We start from the raw sequence: 21,580 nt of genomic DNA, 5'->3' as shown, positions 1-21,580 counted from the left end.
AACCAGTCCACCGCCAACGACATGATGCTGCTTACGTTGAACGCCGCGGCTGCCGACGCGCCCATTTCGGGGCAGAGGCTTGGCAGCAACGATTTCACCTGCATAAAGACAGGTACGAACGAACGCGAATCCATGCTTGCCAAGGCCAGCGTGAACGGTGAAACGTACTTCATCGTTCTTTTGGCCGCCGACCATACTTCCGCCACCGGCGGCACCGACGTTCGCGAAATCGACCGCATCATCGACTGGCTCGAAACGCGCTAGGTTGACGTTTCCCTCTCGAAGGCGAACAATAGCGGCGAGTTTTGCTGTTCGAAGTTGCTTGCCCGTTCGTACAATCGAGGTGCGCGACCCATGGCATTGTATGCTGCTCGGCCTTTAATACGAGAACCTTTTGCCGGAGCGTTTCTCTTGCGCGCGGTATTTATCGCAGTCGCTTTCCTGCCATTCACGCTAGGTGTGAGCGGCTGTTCGCCTCATCGTGCGGAAACAGGCATGACTACAGGGTATAGCTACTGGACGTATCCCCATACCGCGCATGGCCAGGTACTCTCTTACGACTCATCGACATATACTGCTGTCGTCTCCCTCTGTCCTGATTCGGACGTGCTGGTAATGTACCCCGATGATGAGCCTGGTGAGGAACTTAATTCTGAATGGGTTTTTTATCGCAATAGACATTTCAATGGTGAGAACGTTGTGACGCTCTATTGCGAGGATGAGGCCGATGGAAAATACGAACTTCCTGTTGGCCCGCTGGAACAGGGAGCGTACGTCGAACTTAGTTTATGGCTCGGAAGGGACCGTCAAGGTCGGCTCAAATGCGAGCGAATCGACGTTGTTGATTCTTTCGATGGCAGCTTATTGTTTGCGGACGAATTTGCGGGGGGAGTTGTTGAAGCTGGCGTAATTCCCAATAGGAATTTCGATCGCGGGATTTACTAGTCCTCCTACATGACGTGGGCGATGGTGGTGAAGCCGGTGGCTAGGCCCAGGATGAGCGATGCGGGCGGGAGCCAGCGTAGGGGGCTGCCAAGCTTGGCGGGCAGCAGGTTCCTATTCGACAGGCCCGCAAGCATAATCAGCAGGTAGAGTGGGATGAAGTAGCGGCCTTGCGTGCCGCCGACCATGGAAGACCCCACGGGCGTGTACTGCAGGTACAGGCTGGCGTAGATGAGCGCGCAGATCAGAATCGCGATGCCCGCGAGTGCTAAGCGCGTGCGCGGGGTGAATGGCCGCTTCAAGGGCTCGGTTCCCGAAATGGTTGCGGCCGCCAGGACCAGCAAGTACAGAATCACGATGAGCGGGCTCGTGCGTATGCCCATCCAGGCCAGATAGTCTGCAGTGGAAGATTCCAGGTAGAACGGCAGGTTCACGGCGAAGGTACGCGCCATGGCCGCAACGAATGCAAGTGGGTTCGAGCGCACGTACGCCATTTGGGCATCAGGGTCTACGCCCGTGCCCAGCGCTTCGTGCGCCAAGATATCCGACGAAATGGAAAGCCAACCCAGGCAACCGGCGATTCCCAGCGCGGCGATGCACGCCACCGAACATGCGTAGCGTGCTTTTCCGCCGAAGCGCTCCACGGGAATGAGGAATAGTGCAAGGCAAATGGGCACGTAAACGATCTTGAACTGGGAAAGCGAAAGCACAATAGCCGCGATGAGCGCCAGGTGGCGAAGGCCCATGGTGCGGTCTTGTTCGCGCCAATAGAGCGCACAGGTCACGATGGCCAGGCAGAGTGCGAACGACATGCCGTCGGTGGCCAGCGAGAACAGCTCTTGCTGCATCATGGGCAGCAATGCGAGTGCGAAGGCGATGGGCTTGCCCGTAGGCAGAAATCGCAGGCAGAGGAAGATGATGGCGACCGCTGCCAGCCAGTTCATGAAGCGCCCTGCGTAGGCGAGGGCGGCAGCATTGCCGGTGAACAGGCGCGCGATGGCAATGCCTGCAGCTTGCGGTGCGTAGGAAACGGGGCTGTAGAGCGCGGTATTGCGGAACGAAACGAACGACCGGTCGTCATCGTCGATGGTGCGGGTTGCGTAGTCGGCTACGTCGGCGTGGGTGTGCGTTCGGGCGAGCTCGTCGGGTACGGCAACGGCGATGGGTAATACGCCTCCCATCAGGCCGTTGTCGGGGTCATAAGGGTCGGCGTACGAAACCAGGCAGCCTTCCGATACCTGGTATGCGCGGCAGAAATGAGACTCTTCGTCGGGGACGTTGAACAGCGGTGAGGCAAATATGCCCACGATCAGGAAGACCACGCTGATGATGGCGAAGGCGATGTCGAATCCAATGCGCTTGCTCGTACTCACGGTTCCCCCAGGTCGTTTCCGTTTTGCAAAACGATACCATGCAACATATGCGCCTGCGTGCGAAATGTGCCGCGTGCGCGCATTTGCGCAGGTGCGATAGAATAAGCGCCGTGAAAACTACCTCGACATACACCCAAGAGCCCATCTACGCCACGGTTATTACGTTCAACCCCGACCTCGTGCGCCTGCGCGAGAACCTGCAGGCAGTGAACGGCCAGGTGGCAGGCGTGTTCTTGGTTGATAATGGCTCGCAGGACATGCAGCCCATTCGCGAACTGGCTTCCAGCTTTCCCGGCTGCACGGTGGTCGAGAATGGGCAGAATCTGGGTGTGGCGGCTGCATTGAACCGTGGCGTGCAAGCGGCGCGCGATGCGGGGGCAGTGGCTGTGCTGCTGCTTGACGAGGACAGCACGTCTACTCTGGACATGGTGCAGACTCTTGCCTGCCATCTGGGCGAAGGCGTTGGCTTGGTCTGCCCCCTCATCGGCAACTACCTGGAGGGCGATACGCTGCAGACTTCGTCTTCCGTTGTCGAGGTTCCTCGTGCCATCAACTCGGGTTCGCTCGTGAGCATTGCCGCGTACGATGCGGTGGGCGGGTTCGATGAGATGCTCTTCGTGGACTGGGTCGACATGGATTTCTGCGCCAACTTGCGCTTGCATGGCTTCCGCATCCTGCAGACGCACGAAGTGGCGCTGGCGCATGCCATTGGCGACAATCAATACGCACGCAAGGTGCCGTGGTTCAGCCGGGAGCGTGGGTTCCACCTGAAGCAGATGTACCGTACGAACCATAGCGACTTCCGCAGGGAAGACAAGGCGCGTTCGTGGGCTATCGTGCTGCGGAAGTATCGTGGCACGTCGGAGTACGCCGCCGAGCGCAGCTGCATCGTGAAGGAATTCGTGAGCAATCTGCTGTTCGAGCGTCGCCGTTTCGCCCTCCTGCGTGATTTCAGGCGCGGATGGCGGCGGGGCGTGGATGCGTGCGCCCGCAATGGGATAAAATAGGCCTGCTTGCAAGGCAAGGGAAGAAAGCTGCAGTTCATGATTGGTTTTGATAAGGCGGGGGCATGAAAACCCTTCTCGTCATTCCCGCATACAACGAAGAGGAGAACATCGAGCGCGTCATCGACGAGCTCGTTGCCGAATACCCCGCGTATTCGTATGTTGTCGTGAACGACGGCTCCCGCGATGCCACGGCCGAAATTTGCCGCCGTCGTGGGTATCGCTTTCTCGATCTGCCCATCAACCTGGGTCTTTCCGGTGCGTTTCAGGCTGGCTTGAAGTACGCGTACCGCAATGGCTATGACTGCGTCATCCAGTTCGACGCCGACGGACAGCATTTGCCGCAGTATCTCGACGCGCTTGTCGCCCAGCTTTCCAGCAGCGATATTGCCATCGGCTCCCGATTCGTCGACAAGCGCAAACCTTCGGGCTTGCGCGGCTTCGGAGGCTCGCTCATCAGCGGCATGATCCGGCTCACCACGGGAACGCGCATCACCGACCCAACGTCGGGCATGCGCGCGTACAATCGTCGCATGATCAAGGAGCTCGCGTATGGTCCCAATCTGGGGCCCGAGCCCGATACGCTGTCGTATCTCATTCGCAAGAAGGGCGCGCGCATCGTGGAAGTCCCCGTCGAAATGGCGGAGCGCACAGCGGGCACCAGCTACTTCAATCCGTGGTCCGCGAGCATCTACATGCTGCGCACCGCGTTGTCCGTGCTGCTCATTCAGTTTTTCAGGTAGGCCGCCATGTCCCTTGCCCTAAGAATCGTCCTCATCGTCGCCGCCGTGTTCCTGGTGGCGTTTCTGCTGTACAGCATCAAGCGTTCGAAGATGCGCATCGAGGATTCCCTGTTCTGGGTTGCGTTTTCGCTCATCATTCTCCTCTTGAGCATCTTCCCCGAAATCGCCGTGTTCGCATCGGATGCCTTCGGCTTCATGGCGCCCGTCAATTTCATCTTCCTGTTCTTCATCTTCGTGCTCATCCTGAAGAACTTCGCGGGCAGCAGGCGCGTGTCGCAGCTGGAATGCCGCGTGCAAGAGCTTGCCGAGCAGGTGGCCATCAATCAGCTCGACCATTACGAACGCAAGGATGCGCCGGAAGACGACGCGTCGGAGCAGGCGAAGTAGCATGGCGCGCGTTTGCATTCTGCTTGCCACGTACCAGGGCGAGCGTTTTCTGCGTCAGCAGCTCGATTCCCTCGTTGCGCAAACCCACCGCGATTGGGTGTGCGTTGCGCAGGATGATCGCTCGACCGATGCGACGTTTTCCACTTTGCAGGAATATGCGCAAGCTGATGAGCGGTTCGTCGTGATGCGCGCGGAAGAGCGCCTGGGTGGCGCCAAGCAGAATTTCTTCTCGCTCATCGCGTATTGCCAGGAGCATGAAGCGGAATTCGATTACTTCGCGTTCTGCGACCAAGACGATGTTTGGCTTCCCGACAAGCTCTCGTCCTCGCTCGAGGCGATTGCCAAGCTGGAAGAGGTGCTCGACGGTGCTCCAGCTGCCATCTGCACTGATGCGCGTGTGGTAGCCGAGGATGCCTCGGAAATCGCGCCCTCGTACCTGGCGTATACCGCACGCGATATCCAAAACGTCGAGTTCAACAATCTGCTAGTCGAGAATATGGCGCCCGGGTGCACCATGCTCGTGAACCGTGCGTGCTTCATGAGCGTGCGCGCCCCGAAGGAGGGCCTCGCCGCGGTGGAGATGCATGACTGGTGGACCATGCTCGTGGCGGCATCCATGGGTGCCGTGGCCGTATTGCCCCAGGCCACAATGATGTATCGTCAGCATGAGAGCAATTCGCTCGGGGCGCAACGCTATTCGCTTGCTGACCGTGCGTCTCATGCTCGTGAAACCGTGGGTGGCGTGCGTGCCGCCCACGATCAGGCACGCGTCTTCGCCGATACGTACGAAGACGTTCTGCCTAACAGGGCGTATGCGCTTGCGCTCGATTTTGGGCACATGCTCGAGTGGGGTCCCGCTGCGCGCATCGGCACGTTGGGGCGCGACGGCTTTTGGCGTGGCACGCTCGCGAAGCGCGTCGTGCAGATTCTTCTGTCTCTGGGGATGCGCCGATGAGGGCCGAGACGCTGAAGGCACGCACGATATCCTCCATGATCTGGAAGCTCATGGAGCGTGGCGGCACGTCGCTCGTGGCGCTCGTGGTGCAAATCGTGCTCGCGCGCTTGCTCTCGCCCGACGACTTCGGCGCGCTGGCCATCATGCTCGTATTCGTGAACTTGGGTAACGTCATCGTGCAGTCGGGGCTGAACACGTCGCTCGTGCAGGCGTCGAACGTGAAGCGCGAGGATTTCAGCACCGTTTTCTGGATGTGCTTCATCACGGCCGCCATTCTCTACGCAATCGTGTTCTTCGCGGCACCCGCCGTTGCGTCGTTCTACCAGTACGATGCCCTCGTTGCCCCGTTGCGCGTGCTCACGATCATCCTGTTCATCAATGCGTTCAATTCCGTGCAGGTTGCGGGCGTGCAACGCGAGCTGCAATTCCGCAAGATATTCTGGGCGGGCGTTTCCTCGGTTGTCGCATCGGGCTTCCTGGGCATCCTGGCCGCCATGCTGGGTGCGGGGCTTTGGTCGCTCGTTATTCAACAGCTTGCCTATCAGGTGATATACAGCTCCGTACTCTTCGTTCAGAATCGCTGGCTCCCGCAGTTCACGTTCAGCGCCGAGCGTGCGTACGTGCATTTCTCGTTCGGGTGGAAACTGCTTGCGTCGGGTTTGCTGCAGACGGGGTACGAAAGCCTGTCCGACCTCATCATCGGCAAGCAGTTCTCGCAGGGGCAGCTCGGCCTCGTTTCCCAGGGCAAGAAGTATCCGGCTGCGCTGGGCACCACGCTCGATGGGGCCATTCAGCCGGTCATGATGTCGGCGGTGGCCCGCGCGAAAGACGACCTTTCCAACGTGAAGGGCCTGGTGCGCCGCGCTATCAAGACGAGCACCTTTCTCATTCTGCCGGCTATGGGCCTGTTCGCCGTAACCGCCCAGCCCATCGTCCTGGTCTTGCTGGGCGAGCAGTGGCTTCCCTGCGTTCCCTTCATGCAGATGTACTGCGTCGTATACGCCATGTTGCCCATTCACACCACGAACTTGCAGACGCTCAACGGCATGGGGCGCAGCGACCTGTTCTTGAAGCTCGAGGTCATCAAGAAGTGCTACGGTATCGCGTTCATCCTGTTCTTCGGCCTGGTTCTGCAGGACATTTACCTCATGGTGGGCGCGTATATCCTCTCGGGCGTAATCTCCACGTTCGTGAACGCGCACCCGAACAAGCGCGTCATCGGGTATTCCTATTGGGAACAGCTGCGCGACATCGCGCCGGGCATCGTGCTAACGATCGTGGCCATGGGCGCGTCGGTTCCATTTTCCTTCCTTGGATTGCCCGCGCTTGGCCAGATTGCCGTGCAGGTGGTCGTGTTCGTTGCCGTCTACGCGCTTCTCGCGAAGCTGTTCCACGTCGAGGAGTTCGAGTACCTGGTGAACCTGGTGCGCCAGGGCATTTCCTCGTGGCGGGCCCGCTAAGTCGTATACTGGCAACGACGTTTACGCGAAAGGAATCACATGTCCGCAGAGCCCATTCTGGTAACCCGCTCCTCGCTTCCTCCGTTTCAGGAGTTTGCGGATGAGATCGCCCCGTTGTGGGAATCGCATTGGCTTACCAACATGGGCGAGAAGCATGCGCTGTTCGAGGCGCAGCTGAAGGAGCGCCTGGGCATTCAGAATATCGCGCTGTTCACGAACGGGCACAACGCGCTCGAGTGCATTTTGGAAGCGCTGCAGTTGGAGGGCGAGGTCATCACCACGCCATTTTCGTTCGCGTCCACCACGCATGCCATCGTGCGCAAGGGGCTCACGCCGGTTTTCGCTGATATTCGCCGCAGCGATTGCACGCTCGACCCGGCGTCAATCGAACGGCTCATTACGCCCCGTACCTGCGCAATCCTGCCCGTGCACGTATACGGCAACCTGTGCGATGTCGAGGCGATTCGGGAAATAGCCGACAGGCACGGCTTGAAGGTCATCTACGATGCGGCGCATGCATTCGCCGTCGAGCGCGACGGCGTGTCCGCGGGTGCTTTCGGCGATGCGGCTATGTTCAGTTTCCATGCCACCAAGGTGTTCAACACGATCGAGGGCGGGGCGGTGTGCTTCCGCGATTCTTCGTTGTACGACGTGCTGAATCAGTGGAAGAACTTCGGCATCATCGGTCCCGAAGACGTGGAATACGTGGGCGGGAACGCGAAGATGAACGAATTCTGCGCGGCGATGGGCATCTGCAACCTACGTCATCTCGATAGTGAAATCGCCCTGCGCAAGGGCGTGTACGAGCGCTACATGAGTCGCCTGCGCGGCATAGAGGGGCTGAAGCTGTTCGAGGTGCCCGCGAACGTGAAGCATAACTACGCGTATTTCCCCGTGATCTTCGAAGACGCCTTCGGCGCCGGGCGCGACGACGTGAAGGAGGCGCTCGCGGCGCAGGGCATCGGCGCGCGCAAGTATTTCTTCCCGCTCATCAGCGATTATGCATGCTATCGCGATACGTATTCCAGCGCGCTCACGCCCGTCGCGCGCGATGTGGCGAACCGCGTGCTCACGCTGCCGATGTACGCATCGCTTTCCCTGGATGACGTCGACCGCATCTGCGACATCGTCTTGGCGTGCGCCAGGGCGTAGGGCTTACGCGTCTTTCGGCAGTTCGAGCAACTGCCCCAGCTTCTCGTCGTATTCCCGTGGGGTCCACTGCACGAACCCGCCTGCGGGGGTGAAGGTGAGCTCGCTGAATTTCAACCCCTGCGTGCAGCTGTACCAGTCCACGCGCACGAACGCGAAATCGGCGGCGAGGCGTTCGGAGTATTCCAGGATGGTATCCAGGTTGTTGGGGCGGGGAACGTCCCCCTCGAGGACGGGCAATGACGATACGAACGGCTGGCGCTCCCATGTAGGCGAGAAGAACTGCTTTTCGTTTCTTCCGTGCGGGTCGTGCATGGCGCCCACGTACTGGGCTTTGCCGTTGAAGCACCATACCTGGTATTCCCATTCGATGTCGCCAAGCAGCTCTTCGGCGTACACTTTGCGCGGGATGTTGGCGTACCAGCTTTCCAGCATGGTGAGCGCGAAGTCGGTATCGAGCCACTGCGAGCAGGCGCTTCGCACGCTCGTCATATCAAGGGCCCGTGCATCGTCCACCATGAGCATCATGCCCGATCCATGGTTCGCCTTTAGCACGAAGGAGCGTGGGCATTCCGCGAAGTCCACGTCGTTTGCGTCGTCCCACACGTGGAATACCTGGGGGAGGACGCTGCTGCCCACGCGCTCCTCTACGTAGGGGCGTGCTGCGATCTTGTCGGCGCATATGGTTTTCAGTGGCGTTGCGTCGTGGATCTTCAGCCACTGCATCTTCTCGTTGAACGAGGTGGGGTCCGTTAGGTTGGGGTGCGTTCCGTAGCGTGCGTAATACGCCCAGTCGAGTTCGCGCTCGAGCAGGCTCTTGCTGCAGAGCGTGCGCTCGTTCACCGGGTGAAGATGGCGATGGATCCAATAGCTGGCAAGGCGAAATAGGCGGTTCACGACGGATGCTTCCTTCTAGCTGGCCGGACGGCATCCGATTATACAGCAGCCCATTTTGCTCTGGGCTATAATCGGGCTTCGAAGGAATGGGCGGCCGGGTGCATGGCCCGCGGTTTGGAAGGATGCTACGTGGTTCCGAATAACGATGCGCGCAACGGCGATGTGCTGGTAACGGTGCTCATTCCCGCGTACAACGTGGAAGATAGCCTGCGCGAGGCCGTCGAGTCCATTTTCGAGCAGGGGCTTTTCCAGATGGAAGTGCTCATCGTCGACGATGGAAGCGCCGATGGCACGCTGCGCGTGGCACGCGAGCTGGCAGAGGAAGACACTCGCGTTACGGTACTGCACCAGGAAAACGCCGGTGCGGCGGCGGCACGCAACGCTGGCGTGCTGAAGGCGCGCGGCACGTGGGTTTGCTTCATGGATGCCGACGACCGCCTTCTGCCTGGCGCGCTTGATGCGCTCTTGTCGTGCGCTGTGCCCAATCGCGAAGGGCGCGTGCCCGATATCGTGGTGGGCGATTTCGTCGAGGCCGACGGCGATGCGCGGCGCGTGCGCGTGAACTTCGCCGACGAGCGCACCTACTTCGGCCATGCCGACCGCGAGTACCTGCTGAACATGGTGCTTTCGAATATCGAACCCGATGGCAGCCGGGGCGATGGCCTGGCTGGCGCCGTGTGGGCGCGCATGTACCGTAGGGAATTCCTCGAGGCGAATAGCCTGCTCAGCGACGTGGCGTTGCGTCGCTCCCAGGATGTGGCGTTCAACTTGCATTGCTTCGATGCCGCATCGTGCGTTGCCTGCTGCCACGTGCCCGTGTACGAGTACCGCATCAACTCCGCGTCGGCTACGCGCCGTCACGACCCCGAGTCGCTGAAGAAGACGCTGACGTACTACGGCGCGGTGCAGAAGTTCATGGAAGAGCACCATGCCGAGTTTCTGCGCAATACGTTCTACATGGCGTGCGTCGACTGCATTCCCCCCGTTTGGAGGCAGCTGGGGGTGGAAACCAAGCGCTCGTTCGCCGACCTCTGCCAGACGGAGCCGTTCGCGACGGCGATTCGCTGCATCGACGACCGTCCGCTCGACGCGAAAACGCGTGCCGAGATAGCCCTCCTTCGGCGTCATATCTATTTTCCCCTGTACTGGTATCTGAAGCGCGGTCTTGCCAAGGCCCGGAAGGCGTAATCCCTGGTAGATAGCTCGGAATTCCCCGTTTGAGCTCTTACTTGGGCCCTTCGGTTCGCCTCAATGAAGTAGTGCTTTCATGGGTGCCGCTGGAGTATACTGAACGGACTACGCACATATTCATCGGGTGGGGGATACCATGGCGAACGATTCGATGTTCTTCGCTAGGCGCAAGCCTATCATTGCCTTTGCTTTTTCAATTGCGGTCGCAGCGTGCTGCTGCGCGCTTCCCGTGTCTGCGGCCCATGCGGCCGAAAACCCTGGCGACCAATCGCTTGCCGTTCAGGCGATTGATGGTCCGAGCCCTGAAGACCCTGTTGTTTCCTCGGACGAGCCTGCTAGCGCGCAGGAGGTTTCAAAGCCCGCTGCTGGCGATCCTGCGGCGTTTGTTGCGACTGCTGGCGAGGAGGCTTCCGCTCCTGCCGCCGCTGAAGAAGCGGCTCCTGCGGCTGATGGCGCGCAGAATGCCGCAGGCTCCGTTGCCGCTTCGGGCGATGTTCCCGCTACGGCCCCGGTTGCGAAGGCGGAAGAGCCCGCAGAAGCCGAATCGGGTCTTTCCGCTGCTTCCGATGGGGAAGCTCCTTCCTACGAAGATACGCATGTGAATATGTATCGCCTGTACAACCCCAATTCGGGCGAGCATTTCTATACGTCGAGCGAATCCGAGGCCATGAACGTTGCTGGCGCGGGCTGGCAATGGGAGGGCATTGGCTGGGTGGCTCCCTCCACGTCGAACATCCCCGTGTATCGCCTGTACAACCGCAATGCGGGCGACCATTTCTACACCACGTCCGAGAAGGAACGCGACGGCTTGGTGAAGAAGGGCTGGCTGTACGAGGGCATTGGCTGGTATTCCGATTCGGAAGACACGGGCGTTAGCGTGTATCGCGAGTACAACAAGAACGCCAAGGCCGGCTCCCACAATTACACCACCTCGGCTTCCGAGAACGCCATGCTCGTGAAGAACGGTTGGAGCGCCGAAGGCATTGCCTGGTATGCGACGAACGGCGCTTCGCTTCCGTTCACGGCGCGCTGGCTCGTTACCTCGGCATGGACGGGTTCCCTCGAGCGCTACTGGATCGACTCGAAGGCGTCCATCGCCAAGTCGCGCCTGGTTGCCGCTTCGGAAGGCTCTGGTTACACGGCGTACGCAAAGCCGAACGGCGTCATCGTGCGTGGCAAGTGGGATAACGGCGCGGGCTATGTGTACGTCGCCGACAACAATGGCAAGCTCGCATCTACGTCCGATGGCGCAACGGGCTGGCTTGTCACCAAGGCGTACGACGGTTCCTTCCAGCGCTATTACTACGATGGCGACAAGCATGCCATGCGTTCCGGTTTCTTCAAGGTAGGCGGAACTCCGTATTTCGGCTTGGGAAACAAGGGCTACGTGCTGCGCGGCAAGATGCTGTACGGCTCGCGCATGCTGCTCGCCGATAACGACGGTAAGATGCCCGCCAACGCCGGCTGGGTGGTATCGAAGGCCTACGATAATGGCGTCTTCCAGCGCTATTACGTGCAGAGCGTTGCCAGCGGCGGTTTCTATGGCGCGCGCAAGGGCTATTTCACCGTCGACGGTTCGCTGTACTACGGCATCAACGACGTGTATTACGTGCTTCGCAACGGCTATGTTGCGCGCAATGGCGAGCTGCATCACGCCGACAACGACGGCAAGATCACGCGGTCGTACGATTATTCCGGCGTCCAGCTCGAAATGTTCCTGCGCGCCCAGAGCAAGAGCAGCTCTACGGGCTACCTGCTCGTCACCGACGTTACGAACTGCTGGTTCGGCGTGTTCGTAGGCTACAAGGGCTTCTGGCAGTACAAGTATTTCTGGCAGTGCGTCGTGGGGCGCAGCGATTACCGCACGCCCACCGGCACGTGGACCACGCAGTCGCACGAGCGCTACCTCATGTGGGCGGGCGAGCCCGAGTATTCGTCGCAGTGGGCCACGAAGTACACCGGCCCCTATGCCGTGCACAGCATTCTGGAATCGAAGAAAGAGCTTGGCCAGCATCTCTCGCATGGCTGCATTCGCCTGGAATGGAAGAACGCGCAGTGGGTATACGATAACGTCCCGCTGGGCACCACCATCCACAACTACCGCCCGTAACGCCTGCGACCGGGGATAGTGTAGAATATCCCCGGTATGCAAGGGAGCGAATGGGGGAGTGATCACAACGGCTGGGCAGGGTAAGAATGCGTTGCGGCCGTCGCTTCTCGTTGTTCTCGCGTTTGCTGCCACGCTTGCCGTGGGGCTTGCGTTCTGCATCGCGAAGTCGGGTTACTTCGTCGACGAAATATATACCTACGGGCTTTCGAACGGCTATTATTCGCCTTTCCTGAAAAGCGCGTACGACGACGATATTACGGGAAGGGTTATCAGCCGCGGCGACTTGCTGGAATACGTGCAGGTCGACGAGGGTCAGCAATTCGCGTTCGATTCGGTTTTCTACAATCAGTCGAAAGATGTGCATCCGCCGCTTTACTACTGCGTGATCCATCTGGTGTCGTCGCTGTTCCCAGGCGTCTTTTCCATGTGGATGGGCCTGGCGGTGAATCTCGTGTTCTTCGGGCTCACGCTCTATTTCCTGTATCGCCTCTCGCGGGAGTTGCTGGAAGATAGGGCCGCTTCCGTGCTCGTGATGCTCGTGTACGGAATGAGCCAGGCGTGCCTTTCCACGCTCGTGCTCATACGCATGTACATGCTCATGTCGCTGTTCACGGTGCTGTTGGCGTATGCCCTGCTGCGCCTGCATCGCAATGGGGGCGCTGCGCGCTACGCCTTCGTGTTCGCCGCGGCGTATTGCGGCATGCTCACGCAGTATCTTTTTGTATTCTACCTGGCTCTTCTTGCGGCGGCGTATGTGGGCTACCTCGTGCTGGCAAAGCGCGAGATACGCCGTGCGCTGGTGTTCGCGGCGGTCGTTGTGGCGGCGGGTCTCGCCATGCTTGCAACGTTCCCGGCCGTATTCGAGCAGATGACCAGCGTCACCGACCGGTTCGCTCCGGTGGATTCCACGCCGTCTGTCGCCTATCTGGTGGCCGCGGCGTTCAAGTATCTCGTCACGTCGTGTTTCATGATGTGCGCGGTTTCCGCCGTGCTCGTTGCGTGCATCGTGTGGCGCCTCGTGCGCATGCGCGGCGATGGTCGTCTTGAGTGCGGAATCGACGCCATGGCGTGGATTATCGTGGTTCCCGCGTTCGCCGCCTACTTCCTCGTGCGCATCGTATGGGGCTACCACGACGAGCGTTATACGTTTTCGGTCATTCCCCTCATGTGCCTCATCGTGGGCGTGCTTGCGGTTTGGGCGGCCAGGCTGGGCGCATTCGATCGCTCGCCTGCGCTGTTGCCGCTTTGTTGCGTGCTCGTGGCGCTTTCGTCCGTATGTCTGGGCGCGTTCGTCGTCAAGCCGAACTATATGATGCCCCAAGACCCCGAGCGCACCGCGTTCGCTCAGGAGCATGCCGACTGCCCCGTGCTCTATTTCGTGTCGACGTATCGCGATGCGGCCATGACGAACGACTTCGAGCAGCTCGTGGCATACGATTCCATCTGCACGGTGAATGCCGATGGGCCCTACGACCAGAGCCGCAGTCTGGTGGGCGATTATCTGGCGTCGTACCCTGCCGGCACGCCGGTTGTGGTGTACATTCAAACGTATTCGACGTCGCCCGATCCGGAGGTCATGCTCGAATGGCTTTCCGATTCGCTGGGGTTGGAAGCGCCTGCCTTGGCGTACGAGAGCGACTTATCCGAAACGTACGTGCTGATGCCCACGCAAGGAGGGAATTCGTAGACCATGATCAGTTCCCAGCAGACGCCGTTCGATGCGCTTCCGGGTTTTCACGCCGATGGCACGCTTGTCGCGCCCACGCCCGTGCTTCCCGTCGATGGGTTCGATTGCGATTGCAGCCTGTTCGTGAAGCGAGATGACCTCATACCCTTTTCGTTTGGCGGCAATAAGGCGCGCATCGCGCAGTGCTTCTTCGCTGATGCGTGGAATCGCGGTTTCGACGCCATCGTTGCGTATGGCAGCACGCGTTCGAACCTTGCGCGCGTCATGGCGAATGGCGCTGCCCGTGCAGGCATGCCGTGCATCATCATTTCCCCGGGCGAGCAGGACGGCTCGCGACCGGCGTCGTTCAATGCCGCGCTGTGCAAGCGCTTGGGCGCCGAAGTGCGCGCATGCGATAAGGGCGACGTGTCCTATGCGGTTACGCAGGCGCTGTGCGACTTGCGCAAGCGCGGGTACCGCCCGTATTACATCTATGGCAATAAGCTTGGAAAGGGCAACGAAGCCGTTCCCGTGAGCGCGTATGTGCATGCGTATGACGAGATTCGGGCGTGGGAGCGCCAGGTTGGCGCCGCATTCGACTACATCTTCCTGCCCACGGGCACGGGCATGACGCAGGCGGGTCTTGTGTGCGGCAGCTTGCTGGAAGGCGCGCGTCGCACTATCGTCGGCATTTCCGTGGCGCGCTCCGCCGAAGCGGCTTCCGGGCATATCGAGGAGTATTGCTCGGCGTACCTGTCGTCGGTTGACGCCGAAGTGCCTTTTAACCTGGCCGGATGCATTCATGTGTCCGATCAGTACCTGCATGGTGGCTACGGGTGCGCGAGTCAGGGCGAGCGCGAGACGATTCGTCGCGCGTTCGAGTATGCGGGCATGCCCCTCGACGAGACGTATGTGGGGAAGGGGTTCGATGGCATGCTTCGCCATCTTTCCCAGAACGACATCCATGGGAAACGCGTGCTGTTTTTGCATACGGGCGGCGCGCCCCTCTTCTTCGACGCCCTTGCTGCCGCGAAAGGCGCGGTGCGTGCATGACGCGCCGGTTTCCCCGCAAGCCCCAGTTCGTCATCGTGTCGCCCCGCCAGAGCGGTGGTGGCGGCATCGTGTTGCATGCCCTCGCCAAATACGTTTCCGAGCTGGGCTATCGTGCGCGCGTGTTCTATCCCGGCGAGCGGAAGTACGAGCCGGGTAGGAAGGCGTATTTCTGGCGCCAGCAGATCGTGTTCACGGTAACCGATACGGTGCGCGTTGTGCTGGTGAAGCTCTTCGGCGAGAAGCCGTTTCTGAATAATCCGCTGTTCAAGGGATACGTGAACGTCTCGGTGCGTGGCGTGAAGCGCAAATGGCTGCCTATGGTGGGACGGGATGACGTGGTGGTGTACTCCGACAACATCGTCGGCAATCCGCTGCACGCTTCGCATGTGGTGCGTTGGCTTCTGTATCACTACACGTACAAAGACCGTCCCGGCGTGGCATACGATGCCGGCGATGTGTTCTATTGCTATATGCAGCCGTTTAACGACGTAGACCTGAACCCGGAGGGACGCCAGCTCACAACGCCATATTACGACCTCGAGTTGTACAAGCAGACGAATTTCGGCACGCGCTCGGGCACGTGCTACGTCATTCGGAAGGGCGCGAATCGCGCCGACCTGCCCGAGTCGTTCGACGGCATCGTGGTGGACGATTTGTCGGAAGCCGAAAAGGTGCGCGTGTTCAACGAGTGCGAGCGCTGCGTGAGCTACGACATGCAAACCGCGTATTCCACGCTTGCGAGCATTTGCGGATGCGTTTCGGTAGTGGTTCCCGAGCCGGGCAAGACGTACGATGACTACTACGCCGATGACTACAAGATGTATGGCGTCGCATTCGGGTTTAGCCCCGAGCAGCTGGCGTATTCCGAGCGCACGCGCGACGATGCGCGCGCCTACTACGCTGCGCGAAACGAGGAGAGCCGCGCCCAGGCGCGTGCATTCGTCGAGGACTGCAAGGGGCTGTTTTTCTCGTAGCGGCGCGATGGGCTGGTCTATAATCGGCGAATTGCACAACGGCAGGCATGTTGGATTGCGTGATGAAGGGGCTCGATATGGAAATCGGCAAGCAGGGCATTTCGGGCGCTGGCTTTACCGCTGGCGCAACGGGGCTTACCCCCGAACGCCCCAATCTGCTCATCACGTCGGTAGGGCGAAGAACCTACCTGGTCCGTTGGTTCCAGGAAGCGCTCGCCGGTTCAGGCGCGGTTCACGTGGTGAACAGCTCGTCGCTTACGCCCGCGTTCGCCGTGGCCGACGCGGCCGAGGTGTGTCCCCTCATCTATTCCGACGAGTACATTCCCTTCCTGCTCGCGTACTGCCAGGAGCATCGCATTGGCGCGCTTCTATCGCTCTTCGATATCGACGTTCCCGTTCTGTCGGCGCATGCTGGCGAATTCCGTGCGATTGGCGTGGAGCCCGTCGTGGCCCCGCTCGAAGTCGCACGTGCGTGCAATGACAAGTACCTGGGGCAGAGGCTTGCCGAGCGTGTGGGCGTGCCCGCGCTGGCAACGTATCTGTCGCTTGAGGATGCGCAGCGTGCCCTCGCTGCGGGCGAAGTGGCATTCCCCCTGTTCGTGAAGCCGCGATGGGGCATGGGCTCCATTGGCATCCACTGCGCGCGCACGCAGGGGGAGCTTGCTTTTGCGTACCATATGGTGAGCGACCGCGTTATGGAGTCGTACGTGAAGTATGAGTCGGGCGAAGACCCCAGCCATGCGGTGCTCATCCAGCAGGCCGCGCAGGGCTGCGAGTATGGCATGGATGTGATGTGCGATTTGAACGGCACGTTCGCCGGCGTCTCGGTGCGCAGGAAGCTTGCCATGCGTTCGGGCGAGACTGACGTGGCGGAAATGATCGAGGCTCCCCGCGAGTTCGTGGAGCTTGCGCAGCGTCTTGCTGAGGTGGCGCCCCATCCGGGGAATATGGATGTTGACGTGTTTGCGGTACGCAACGACGATGGCACGTACCGCGATATGCGCGTGCTGGAAATGAACGCGCGTTTCGGGGGCGGCTATCCCTTTTCCCATCAGGCGGGAGTGAATCTGCCTGCCGCTCTGGTGGCATGGCTGCGTGGCGAGGAACCCGCTGCCGACGCCTTGCGCGTGAAGCATCCTGGCGTGTACATGAAGGATATCTCCATCGCGCGCATACGTTAGATTCGCCGATGCGTTTCCTTGGTTCTTTTCTTACGGGAACGTGTCGTTTTGGCACTCGATTTTGTTGAGTGCTAGCATGGTACGAAAAATTTAGGGCCCACTGTAGAAAAGAGGAGCCACATGTCATTCGACAAGTTTACCGACAAGGCTAGAAAGGTGCTGGTGATCGCGCAAGACGAAGCCAGAAACCTGCATCAGCCCTATGTTGGCACCGAGCACATTCTGCTCGCGCTCATCAAAGAGCAAGACGGTCTGGCCGCGCAGGCGCTCGACCGTTTGAACGTGCATTACGACGAGGCGGTTCATGCCGTCAAGCAGGTCGTTGCCATCGACCCCGATTCCGATGTGTCCGGCCATCTGGGCTTCACGCCGCGCGTGAAGCGCGTGCTGGAAAACAGCCTGCGCGAGGCCATGCAGATGGGCCAGAGCTATATCTCCACCGAGCATCTGCTGCTGGGCATCGTGCGCGAGGGCGAGGGCGCGGCAATCGACGCGCTGGGTCGCCTGGGCGTTTCGGGCGATGCCGTGCGCAGCGCCCTGAACGACCTGGTGGGCCAGTCTTCGGTCTTCGCCGGCCGCTCCGGCGCCGACCCTGCGGCCCAGCCCAAGGAAAGCGCGCTCGCCGAATACGGCACCGACCTCACCAAGAAGGCCGCCGAAGGCAAGCTCGACCCGGTCATCGGCCGTGCGGGCGAAATCGAGCGCATCATGCAGGTGCTGTGCCGCCGCCAGAAGAACAACCCGCTCATCATCGGCGACCCCGGTGTGGGCAAGACGGCTGTGGTCGAGGGCCTCGCGCAGCTCATCGTGAGCAACCAGGTTCCCGACATCCTTCGCAACCAGCGCCTCTTCACGCTTGATATCTCCAGCTTGGTCGCAGGCAGCAAGTATCGCGGCGAGTTCGAGGAACGCCTGAAGAAGTGCATTAAGGAAGTCATTTCCGAGGGCGACATCATCCTGTTCATCGACGAGCTGCATACGCTCATCGGTGCGGGTGCCGCTGAAGGCTCCATCGACGCTGCCAGCATCCTGAAGCCGCCGTTGTCGCGTGGAGAGATTCAGGTCATCGGCGCCACCACCATCGACGAATACCGCAAGCACGTGGAAAAGGATTCCGCTCTCGAGCGCCGCTTCCAGCCCATTACCGTGGGCGAGCCCAATGAAGAGCAGTCCATCCGCATCATGCAGGGCCTGCGCGATCGCTACGAAGCGCATCACGGCGTGAAGTTCACCGACGACGCGCTGCAGGCAGCCGTGCAGCTTTCGAGCCGCTACATCCAGGATCGCTTCCTGCCCGACAAGGCCATCGACGTCATGGACGAAGCGGGCGCGCGCATGCGCATCCGCAACATGACCCTTCCGCCCGAGCTGGCTGCGCTCGACGACAAGCTTCGTTCGGTGCGCCACAAGAAGGAAGGCGCCATTGCCGACCAGGACTTCGAGCAGGCCGCGGCGCTGCGCGACGAGGAAGAGCAGCTGAAGCGCGAGCGTGAAGCCGCCCAGCAGAAATGGGAGGAAGAGTCGCACAAGACGCTCCAGCAGGTTTCCGCCGAAGACATCGCCGACGTGGTGAGCATGACCACGGGCGTGCCCGTGAGCGACCTTACCGAAGCCGAGGCCGATAAGCTCCTGCGCATGGAAAACGTGCTGCACGAGCGCATCGTGGGTCAGGACGAAGCCGTCACTGCGGTTTCGAAGGCCATCCGCCGCGCGCGCAGCGGCTTGGCCGACCCGAAGCGCCCCACCGGTTCGTTCATCTTCCTGGGCCCCAGCGGCGTGGGCAAGACCGAGCTCTCCAAGGCGCTGGCGGAGTTCCTCTTCAACAGCGAAGACGCGCTCATCAGCTTCGACATGAGCGAGTACATGGAAAAGCACACGGTATCGCGTCTCATCGGTTCGCCTCCGGGCTACGTTGGCTACGACGAGGGCGGCCAGCTCACCAAGGCCGTGCGTCAGCGCCCCTACTCGGTCGTGCTGTTCGATGAAATCGAGAAGGCCCATCCCGATGTCTTCAACATCCTGCTGGAGATTCTGGAAGAGGGCAGGCTCACCGACGGCCAGGGCCGTTCGGTCGACTTCCGCAACACCGTCATCATCATGACGAGCAACGTGGGCGCCCGCGATATCGCTCAGACGGCCCCGCTGGGCTTCGGTGGTTCCGAGCAGGTTGGCCTGTCCGATACGGAAATCAAGAGCCGCGTGACGAGCGAGCTGAAGAAGCTCTTCCGCCCCGAGTTCCTGAACCGCATCGACGAGACGATCGTCTTCAAGAGCCTCACGAGGGAAGAAATCGGCCAGATCGTGAAGCTGATGGTTGCCGACCTGCGCGAACGTCTGATCGCCCAGAACATGACCATCAACATCACCGACGAGGCCTGCCGCTTCATCGCCGAGCAGGGCACCGACACCACCTACGGCGCGCGTCCGCTGCGCCGCGCCATCCAGCGCCTGCTGGAGGACCCGATCTCCGACCAGGTCCTGGAAGGGAAGTGGCGTTCGGGTTCGGTTATCGACGTCGACCTGAAAGACGGCGAGCTCATCTTCGAGCCGGGTTCGGGCGACATTCCCGCGCCGCGTAGGCGCGATAGCATCGCCCAGGATGCCGAGCTGCTCATGCATGGCTACGACCTTTCCGATACCGGCCGCGCGCTGCGTTCGGGTGGGCCGGGTGCCGGGGGATTGCCCTCGGCCAGCGGAGCCGCTAACTAGTTTCGAACGAAGGCGCATGACTCGCTCATGCGCCTTCTCTTTGCCCGCGATTCTGCATCCTGCGGGTTTTGTCGTATCATGGGTGGTAAGCGCGGGATGTCCCGCGCTTATGGATTGAAAAGGAGGCGCACCATGCGCAGCGAAGACGCGCAGTACAACCTTGCGGGCACGGTAGATCCCATTTACGCCCCCTCGGCGCTGCGCTCGCCCGAGGCTCTCATCAGCGCAATCGATTTCGATGCGCTCACCCAGAATCTCGTTGGGCTCGAAGGCAAGGTCGATAAGGACCCGAAGACGGCGGCGATCATCCTGGCTGGTGGCCAGGGCGAGCGCTTCGGCCGCGAAGGCGGCAAGCAGCTGGTGGAAATCGCTGGCAAGCCCGTCCTCACCTGGTCCGCCGAGGCGTTCGATGCCGTGGGCGATATCGGCCTCATCGTGGTCGTGTGCCCCGAAGACCGCCAGGCGGAATACCTGGCGCGTGCCATCGACCCATTCCCCTTCGTCACGCCCGTCGTCATGGCACCCTCGGGCGATATTCGCCAGGAAAGCGCCTTTTCCGGCTTGGAATTCGTCGACGATCGCTTCGAGTTCGTGGTGCTGCACGACGGCGCGCGCCCGCTCATCAGCCCCGAGCTCATCGCGCACACCATCAGCGTGCTCAAGGGCAACGTCGACGCCGACGGCGCCGTGGTGGCGCATCCGTCGGTCGATACGCTCAAGGTCGTCGAAAACGGCGTGATTGTGGGCACGCCCGACCGCACCGTGTTCTGGAATGCGCAGACCCCGCAGGTGTTCCGCACGGGCATCTATCGTCGCGCCCATGCCTCGGCCCTTTCCGATGGCTTCGTGGGCACCGACGACGCCTCGCTCATCGAGCGCTTGGGCGGCAAGGTGCTCGTGGTGGAAGGCAAGCGCGACAATATCAAGCTCACCGTGCCCGAAGACTACCTCATGCTGGCCGCCGCAGTGCATACCATGCTGAAGGAAAGGGCTGGTGAGCAGGAATGACGTTGCCGCAGCTGCGCATTGGCCTGGGCGCCGACACCCATCAGCTCGTGGAAGGCCGCAAGCTCATCATCGGCGGCGTAACCATTCCCTACGAAAAGGGGCTGCTCGGTCATTCCGACGCCGACGTGCTGGCCCATGCCATTGCCGACGCCATACTGGGCGCTGCCCGCGCGGGCGATATCGGCAAGCTGTTCCCCGACACCGAAGCCGCCTACGAAGGCGCCGATAGCATGGTGCTTTTGGCGAAGGCCGTCGAGTACGTGCGCGAACTTGGCTTCGAAATCGTCGACGTCGATAGCGTCATTTCCGCCCAGGCTCCCAAGATGTCGCCGCATCGCGATGCCATGCGCGCCAACCTTGCCAAGGCCATGGCCATCGACGTCCAGAACGTTGGGGTGAAGGCAACCACCACCGAGCATTTGGGCTACGAGGGGCGCGGCGAGGGCATTTCCGCCCAGGCCACGGCGCTGCTCGCTCGATGTAACTAACCAGGCAACGCAAAGGCACGCTTGCGCATTCGTGCGTTAAGCGTGCCTTTGCGTGCGTTTTCGCCGATTCCATACCGTTCCCATAGGCAATCGGCTACCATGCTCTTCAGTAGGAATACGGGAAGATAGGCTCGTTAATGATTCGCATTTACAATACGAAGACGCGCGAAAAGGAAGATTTTCAGAGCGCTCAACTGGGTAAAGTGCACATGTACGTGTGCGGCCCCACGGTATATAACTACATTCACATCGGCAATGCCCGCACGTTCATCAGCTTCGACACCATTCGC

19 protein-coding genes and 1 pseudogene are annotated in these 21,580 nt (G+C 60.7%); 18 read left to right on the top strand and 2 right to left on the bottom strand.

Features of this window, described 5'->3' with window-relative positions; genetic code table 11:
* The coding region (locus tag AC04P6_RS04980; RefSeq protein ID WP_475565507.1) for a hypothetical protein at positions 1 to 264 on the top strand (264 nt) is incomplete at its 5' end.
* Positions 265 to 354: 90 nt separating this feature from the next.
* Positions 355 to 945 carry a hypothetical protein gene (locus tag AC04P6_RS04975; protein WP_475565506.1) on the top strand — a complete coding sequence of 197 codons (591 nt, stop codon included), beginning with the start codon at positions 355 to 357 and terminating at the stop codon, positions 943 to 945.
* 5 nt (positions 946 to 950) lie between these two features.
* On the opposite strand, the gene AC04P6_RS04970 is transcribed toward AC04P6_RS04975, so the two are convergent.
* Positions 951 to 2,315 (bottom strand): DUF2142 domain-containing protein, encoded by a 1,365-nt coding sequence (locus AC04P6_RS04970; protein WP_475565505.1) that lies wholly within the window; start codon positions 2,313 to 2,315, stop codon positions 951 to 953.
* 110 nt (positions 2,316 to 2,425) lie between these two features.
* Here AC04P6_RS04970 and AC04P6_RS04965 point away from each other — a divergent pair, with 110 nt between their 5' ends.
* The 6 genes from AC04P6_RS04965 to AC04P6_RS04940 all read left to right on the top strand — a co-directional run bounded on the left by AC04P6_RS04965 (position 2,426) and on the right by AC04P6_RS04940 (position 8,016).
* The gene (locus tag AC04P6_RS04965; RefSeq protein WP_475565504.1) at positions 2,426 to 3,322 is read left to right on the top strand and encodes a glycosyltransferase; all 897 of its coding nucleotides are present in this window, start codon (positions 2,426 to 2,428) and stop codon (positions 3,320 to 3,322) included.
* A gap of 62 nt (positions 3,323 to 3,384) precedes the next feature.
* Complete coding sequence (locus tag AC04P6_RS04960) at positions 3,385 to 4,062, top strand: glycosyltransferase family 2 protein (protein ID WP_475565503.1); 678 nt, start codon at positions 3,385 to 3,387, stop codon at positions 4,060 to 4,062.
* A 6-nt stretch (positions 4,063 to 4,068) separates the two neighbouring features.
* Complete coding sequence (locus AC04P6_RS04955) at positions 4,069 to 4,449, top strand: DUF2304 family protein (RefSeq protein ID WP_475565501.1); 381 nt, start codon at positions 4,069 to 4,071, stop codon at positions 4,447 to 4,449.
* A 1-nt stretch (position 4,450) separates the two neighbouring features.
* Positions 4,451 to 5,404, top strand: coding sequence for a glycosyltransferase family 2 protein (locus AC04P6_RS04950; RefSeq protein ID WP_475565499.1), 954 nt, complete (start codon positions 4,451 to 4,453; stop codon positions 5,402 to 5,404).
* Positions 5,401 to 6,864 (top strand): lipopolysaccharide biosynthesis protein, encoded by a 1,464-nt coding sequence (locus AC04P6_RS04945; protein WP_475565498.1) that lies wholly within the window; start codon positions 5,401 to 5,403, stop codon positions 6,862 to 6,864. The genes AC04P6_RS04950 and AC04P6_RS04945 overlap by 4 nt, the downstream gene beginning before the upstream one ends.
* Positions 6,865 to 6,903: 39 nt before the next feature.
* Positions 6,904 to 8,016 carry a DegT/DnrJ/EryC1/StrS family aminotransferase gene (locus AC04P6_RS04940; RefSeq protein ID WP_475565497.1) on the top strand — a complete coding sequence of 371 codons (1,113 nt, stop codon included), beginning with the start codon at positions 6,904 to 6,906 and terminating at the stop codon, positions 8,014 to 8,016.
* 3 nt (positions 8,017 to 8,019) lie between these two features.
* Here the strand turns inward: AC04P6_RS04940 and AC04P6_RS04935 are convergent, their stop codons facing one another.
* On the bottom strand, positions 8,020 to 8,910 hold the full coding sequence (locus AC04P6_RS04935; RefSeq protein ID WP_475565496.1) for an ATP-grasp fold amidoligase family protein: 891 nt from the start codon (positions 8,908 to 8,910) through the stop codon (positions 8,020 to 8,022).
* Positions 8,911 to 9,039: 129 nt separating this feature from the next.
* Here AC04P6_RS04935 and AC04P6_RS04930 point away from each other — a divergent pair, with 129 nt between their 5' ends.
* From AC04P6_RS04930 to AC04P6_RS04885, 10 genes and pseudogenes are all read left to right on the top strand, one after another.
* Positions 9,040 to 10,098 carry a glycosyltransferase family 2 protein gene (locus tag AC04P6_RS04930; protein ID WP_475565494.1) on the top strand — a complete coding sequence of 353 codons (1,059 nt, stop codon included), beginning with the start codon at positions 9,040 to 9,042 and terminating at the stop codon, positions 10,096 to 10,098.
* A 232-nt stretch (positions 10,099 to 10,330) separates the two neighbouring features.
* Positions 10,331 to 12,211, top strand: coding sequence for a L,D-transpeptidase family protein (locus tag AC04P6_RS04925; RefSeq protein ID WP_475565493.1), 1,881 nt, complete (start codon positions 10,331 to 10,333; stop codon positions 12,209 to 12,211).
* Positions 12,212 to 12,269: 58 nt separating this feature from the next.
* Entirely contained in the window at positions 12,270 to 13,898 is a 1,629-nt protein-coding gene (locus AC04P6_RS04920) for a hypothetical protein (protein ID WP_475565492.1), read from the top strand.
* A gap of 3 nt (positions 13,899 to 13,901) precedes the next feature.
* Entirely contained in the window at positions 13,902 to 14,930 is a 1,029-nt protein-coding gene (locus AC04P6_RS04915; RefSeq protein WP_475565491.1) for a 1-aminocyclopropane-1-carboxylate deaminase/D-cysteine desulfhydrase, read from the top strand.
* Complete coding sequence (locus AC04P6_RS04910; RefSeq protein ID WP_475565490.1) at positions 14,927 to 15,904, top strand: hypothetical protein; 978 nt, start codon at positions 14,927 to 14,929, stop codon at positions 15,902 to 15,904. The genes AC04P6_RS04915 and AC04P6_RS04910 overlap by 4 nt, the downstream gene beginning before the upstream one ends.
* Positions 15,905 to 15,981: 77 nt before the next feature.
* The gene (locus tag AC04P6_RS04905) at positions 15,982 to 17,085 is read left to right on the top strand and encodes an ATP-grasp domain-containing protein (RefSeq protein ID WP_475565489.1); all 1,104 of its coding nucleotides are present in this window, start codon (positions 15,982 to 15,984) and stop codon (positions 17,083 to 17,085) included.
* Between the two features lie 120 nt (positions 17,086 to 17,205).
* Positions 17,206 to 19,794, top strand: a complete 2,589-nt coding sequence (locus AC04P6_RS04900; RefSeq protein ID WP_475565488.1) for an ATP-dependent Clp protease ATP-binding subunit — start codon at positions 17,206 to 17,208, stop codon at positions 19,792 to 19,794.
* A gap of 132 nt (positions 19,795 to 19,926) precedes the next feature.
* Positions 19,927 to 20,802 (top strand): 2-C-methyl-D-erythritol 4-phosphate cytidylyltransferase, encoded by an 876-nt coding sequence (gene ispD, locus AC04P6_RS04895; RefSeq protein ID WP_475565487.1) that lies wholly within the window; start codon positions 19,927 to 19,929, stop codon positions 20,800 to 20,802.
* Positions 20,799 to 21,290, top strand: a complete 492-nt coding sequence (gene ispF, locus AC04P6_RS04890) for a 2-C-methyl-D-erythritol 2,4-cyclodiphosphate synthase (protein WP_475565486.1) — start codon at positions 20,799 to 20,801, stop codon at positions 21,288 to 21,290. The genes ispD and ispF overlap by 4 nt, the downstream gene beginning before the upstream one ends.
* Positions 21,291 to 21,427: 137 nt before the next feature.
* Positions 21,428 to 21,580 (top strand): annotated as a pseudogene (locus tag AC04P6_RS04885) (cysteine--tRNA ligase); the annotation flags it as partial.

It is taken from the genome of Denitrobacterium sp., from assembly GCF_056180635.1.
The sequence above is the reverse complement of the archived record's forward strand: the minus strand, read 5'-3'. Positions and strand labels throughout refer to the sequence as shown.

What these genes read in the sequence shown, in the direction of transcription:
- AC04P6_RS04975 (WP_475565506.1), top strand. Translation starts at nt 355, where the DNA reads ATGGCATTGTATGCTGCTCGGCCTTTAATACGAGAACCTTTTGCCGGA.
- AC04P6_RS04960 (WP_475565503.1), top strand. Translation starts at nt 3,385, where the DNA reads ATGAAAACCCTTCTCGTCATTCCCGCATACAACGAAGAGGAGAACATC.
- AC04P6_RS04955 (WP_475565501.1), top strand. Translation starts at nt 4,069, where the DNA reads ATGTCCCTTGCCCTAAGAATCGTCCTCATCGTCGCCGCCGTGTTCCTG.
- AC04P6_RS04950 (WP_475565499.1), top strand. Translation starts at nt 4,451, where the DNA reads ATGGCGCGCGTTTGCATTCTGCTTGCCACGTACCAGGGCGAGCGTTTT.
- AC04P6_RS04945 (WP_475565498.1), top strand. Translation starts at nt 5,401, where the DNA reads ATGAGGGCCGAGACGCTGAAGGCACGCACGATATCCTCCATGATCTGG.
- AC04P6_RS04940 (WP_475565497.1), top strand. Translation starts at nt 6,904, where the DNA reads ATGTCCGCAGAGCCCATTCTGGTAACCCGCTCCTCGCTTCCTCCGTTT.
- AC04P6_RS04915 (WP_475565491.1), top strand. Translation starts at nt 13,902, where the DNA reads ATGATCAGTTCCCAGCAGACGCCGTTCGATGCGCTTCCGGGTTTTCAC.
- AC04P6_RS04910 (WP_475565490.1), top strand. Translation starts at nt 14,927, where the DNA reads ATGACGCGCCGGTTTCCCCGCAAGCCCCAGTTCGTCATCGTGTCGCCC.
- AC04P6_RS04905 (WP_475565489.1), top strand. Translation starts at nt 15,982, where the DNA reads ATGGAAATCGGCAAGCAGGGCATTTCGGGCGCTGGCTTTACCGCTGGC.
- AC04P6_RS04900 (WP_475565488.1), top strand. Translation starts at nt 17,206, where the DNA reads ATGTCATTCGACAAGTTTACCGACAAGGCTAGAAAGGTGCTGGTGATC.
- ispD (WP_475565487.1), top strand. Translation starts at nt 19,927, where the DNA reads ATGCGCAGCGAAGACGCGCAGTACAACCTTGCGGGCACGGTAGATCCC.
- ispF (WP_475565486.1), top strand. Translation starts at nt 20,799, where the DNA reads ATGACGTTGCCGCAGCTGCGCATTGGCCTGGGCGCCGACACCCATCAG.